A 1,335-nucleotide genomic window follows, 5' to 3' on the forward strand; every position below is an offset into this window, starting at 1 on the left:
GGACTCTGTGACATGCTCCCCAAACTCCCACCCTCTAGGCATTACAGTAATGTGCGACTCCGCCTTCACGAATGTGTTGCTGATGAAGTTCCACATTTCACGAAAACCGTCTGGATCGGACACGCCTAGTGAATCTCTGTTGATTTCGTACAGAACAGGAACGCCCGTCATACTGCTATCCTGATGAGAGCTCTCCTCGCGATACAGGTCAGCCACTAGCGGATGAAGTTTCCCCTCTTCGAGTTGCCGCAGAAACAAAGTTTGCGAATCAGGCTTCACACCTGTCAAGATTGCAACCGTTCGGTCATCGTTCTGAAAGTGCATGATCTTACAGTCTGTAACATGGGAAGCGACATCGTGAAGCAGAGTCTCTCGTTCCCGCGCTGAAAAAAGGGGAACTTGAATAGGGGCTCTCCCGTCAACTAGTACGCATGTTGCAATAAAAAATTGCCCGATCAGGCTCATTTCGCTTAACTCGTTGCTGAGGACACAAAAGCGTTCCGTATGAGCAAAAATGGGTTCCTTAAAGTGCACATCTACTTGTTCTGGCTCATGTAGGACCGAGAACCAACTCAATTCTTGCCCCCTCCTTCGTTGGCCATTGAAAACTAATAGACCGTCGTGTAGTCAGCCTTAGCTGGCACAAGTTGATAGAACCCGTCAAAAGTAGTGACTGTTCCAGTAAGTATGGCACTATATACTCCGGGCGCTCCAACATATTCATCGGCCACATTACCAATTTGATATGCGGGCGTGTTGATCACGTAGCTATAACCGTGAATGGCACCATTAGAGATGTCAACACCCAAATTGATGCGGGTGATCCTACTTGTGCTCGTAACGTTCCAACTGCAAACCAACCAATAACCACCGCCGTCATCGCAACTAATCGTTCCTACAATGATGGCCTCTGGTGCAATCACGCCAGTTTCTACATTTCGAAACTGATAATGCGTGACTGTTTTTCCTTTTCCTTTTACCTCACCATTTTGGGGCACAGATTGCACGGTTTCAACTTTCTTGTTCGTCTCAGTACCGTTGTCCTGTGCATAGGCGGAAACAGGAAGTAACGCACAGAACATTACCAACATCATAAGAATCGAGAGAGCTTTTCTTTTCATACTAAATTATCACCTCTACTTTTTTGATAAATATATCATAAAGGTAATATTTTGTACATATTCGTATATTGTATTTACTATTTCTCCCTCTGTGACGACAAACAAAAAAACACCCCGGTTTTGAGGGGTGTGCATGGAGGCTTGGGGATTCGCTTGAAGTTCCGACTCCTGATCTTGATCGGTGAGCCAGTTCTCTACCTCGCCCTCATGGTTT

At 46.0% G+C, this 1,335-nt stretch carries 3 protein-coding genes; all 3 read right to left on the bottom strand.

Annotated features, from left to right (window positions below):
* The coding region (locus tag C7459_RS22800) for a hypothetical protein (protein WP_146201075.1) at positions 1–576 on the bottom strand (576 nt) is incomplete at its 3' end.
* 32 nt (positions 577–608) lie between these two features.
* Complete coding sequence (locus C7459_RS22805; RefSeq protein WP_109691467.1) at positions 609–1,121, bottom strand: hypothetical protein; 513 nt, start codon at positions 1,119–1,121, stop codon at positions 609–611.
* A gap of 15 nt (positions 1,122–1,136) precedes the next feature.
* A partial coding sequence (locus tag C7459_RS23740; RefSeq protein ID WP_211320439.1) for a hypothetical protein occupies positions 1,137–1,335 on the bottom strand: 199 nt, incomplete at its 5' end.

Origin of the sequence: Tumebacillus permanentifrigoris, from assembly GCF_003148565.1 — a bacterium.
GTDB classification, from domain to species: domain Bacteria; phylum Bacillota; class Bacilli; order Tumebacillales; family Tumebacillaceae; genus Tumebacillus; species Tumebacillus permanentifrigoris.